Source organism: Janthinobacterium salmonicoloratum (assembly GCF_051380845.1).
Taxonomy (GTDB): domain Bacteria; phylum Pseudomonadota; class Gammaproteobacteria; order Burkholderiales; family Burkholderiaceae_D; genus Janthinobacterium; species Janthinobacterium lividum_F.
The window spans coordinates 1-1,724 of the sequence record NZ_JBNYXV010000018.1; the positions used below are offsets into that span (position 1 = coordinate 1).

A 1,724-nucleotide genomic window follows, 5' to 3' on the forward strand; every position below is an offset into this window, starting at 1 on the left:
CCCTTGGTATTGTCGATGTCGCCACCGGTCAATGCCAGATTGCGGCCTGCCGCGACCGTGCCATCCGTGTTGTCCACGCTGCCGATGTTCAACTCGGCATCCTGCGCCGCCACGATGCGGCCCGTTTTGTTCAGCAAGGTAGCTGCTTTCACCAGCGCATCGCCATTGCCCTCGATCTTGCCGCCTGTGTTGTCGAGCTGGCCCGTGGCCGAGACCGTCATCAAGCCTGTGCCCGTCTGCGCTAGGTTGCCGGCGCGGTTGTCGAGCGTGCCGGCGTTGACCGTCAACTGGTTCGCCACGGTCGTGGCGTTGCGGTGATCCAGGGTGACTGTAGTGATGTCAAGCTTGCCATTTCCCGTGATCTTGCCGTGCTGATTATTGAACTGGCCCGCGTTGATGGCCAGAACGCCCGCACCCGCGTGCTCCAGCTTGCCATTGATGTTCGTCAAGACCGTCGCGTTCAGGGCCAGGTTGGCGCTGTTGACGGCGATGCGGCCGGCTGTGTTGTCCAGCTTGCCTGTGGTGATGATGGTGTCGCCTGCGCCCGTCTGCACGATGTCGCCGCTGGCGTTGTTCAGATTGGCCACGCTCAGCTGCAACTGACCAGCCACCAATTGGCCCTGGCTGTTGACTAGCGACTGGGCGTTGTTCGCGTTGGCAGTGATCGCCAGCACCTTGCTGGCGGAAATCACCGCCTTGCTCGTCTGTACATCGCCGCTGCGCGCCGTGATATTGACGTTTGCCGCAGCTGTCTGGCTACCCGAAAGATCGACCGACACGCCTGTCAGCATGGCGCTGCCCGCCGCCAGGTTCTGGCCGCTTGCTTGCAAGACGCCATCGGCGTTGATGGTCAGATCGCCTGCCGTGCCCAGGCTGCCATCGGCTTTGATGCCCGCCCCCAGCAAGCCGCTGCTGGTCACTTTGCCGGCAGAAATATGGATGTTATTAACGGAGGCAATCGACCCCGTGTTGTTGAGCACGCCACCCACCGTCAATTGCTGGTTACGGCCTGCATACAGCAGGCCGGCATTGTTCAGGTCACCGCTCACTTTTGCCGTCAGGTCCGTCCCAGCGCTGACCGTGCCTTGCTGGTTCAGCAAGGTCGCAACATCAAGACGTAAATTGTCCGCCTGCAACACGCCGCGCGTGTTGTCGATATGCACACCACCAACATGCAAGTCGGCAGTCGCGGCCATCACGCCGTCGGTATTATTCAGCGCACCCTTGCTGACAATCTCCGCCGAGGCGGCGGAAGTGAAACGGCCCTTGCTGTTCTCCAGTATGCCCGCCTGTACCGACAAGATACCCGTGCCAGCATGCTCGATCTTGCCATCGCGGTTCGTCAGCGTGGTCGCATCGAGGGTCAGATTGTTGCTGTTGACGGCGATGCGGCCGGCCGTGTTATCCAGATTACTGGTCTGGATGATGGTATTACCCGTACCCGTTTGCAGTACCGTGCCCTTGGTGTTGTCAAGATTGCCTACGTGCAGATCGAGCTGGCCCGCCTGTAAGGCACCTTCCGTGTTGTGCAAGGTGGCGCTGGTCGTGATGTTCAACGCGCCCGGCGTCGTTACCACGGCTTTATTCGTGCTGACATCGCCCAGTGTTGCCGTCAGGCCGATGTTCGCGGCGCTGGTCTGGCTGCCGCCGATGTCGATGCTGGCGCCTGTCAGATTGGCGCTACCTGCAGCCAGAACCTGGCCATGCGCGACCAGCGTTTGCGT

1 protein-coding gene is annotated in these 1,724 nt (G+C 61.2%); it reads right to left on the bottom strand.

What is annotated here, in order from left to right; all coding sequences use genetic code 11:
* On the bottom strand, positions 1-1,724 hold a 1,724-nt coding region (locus tag ACQ4WY_RS28175), incomplete at both ends, for a beta strand repeat-containing protein (protein ID WP_436506915.1).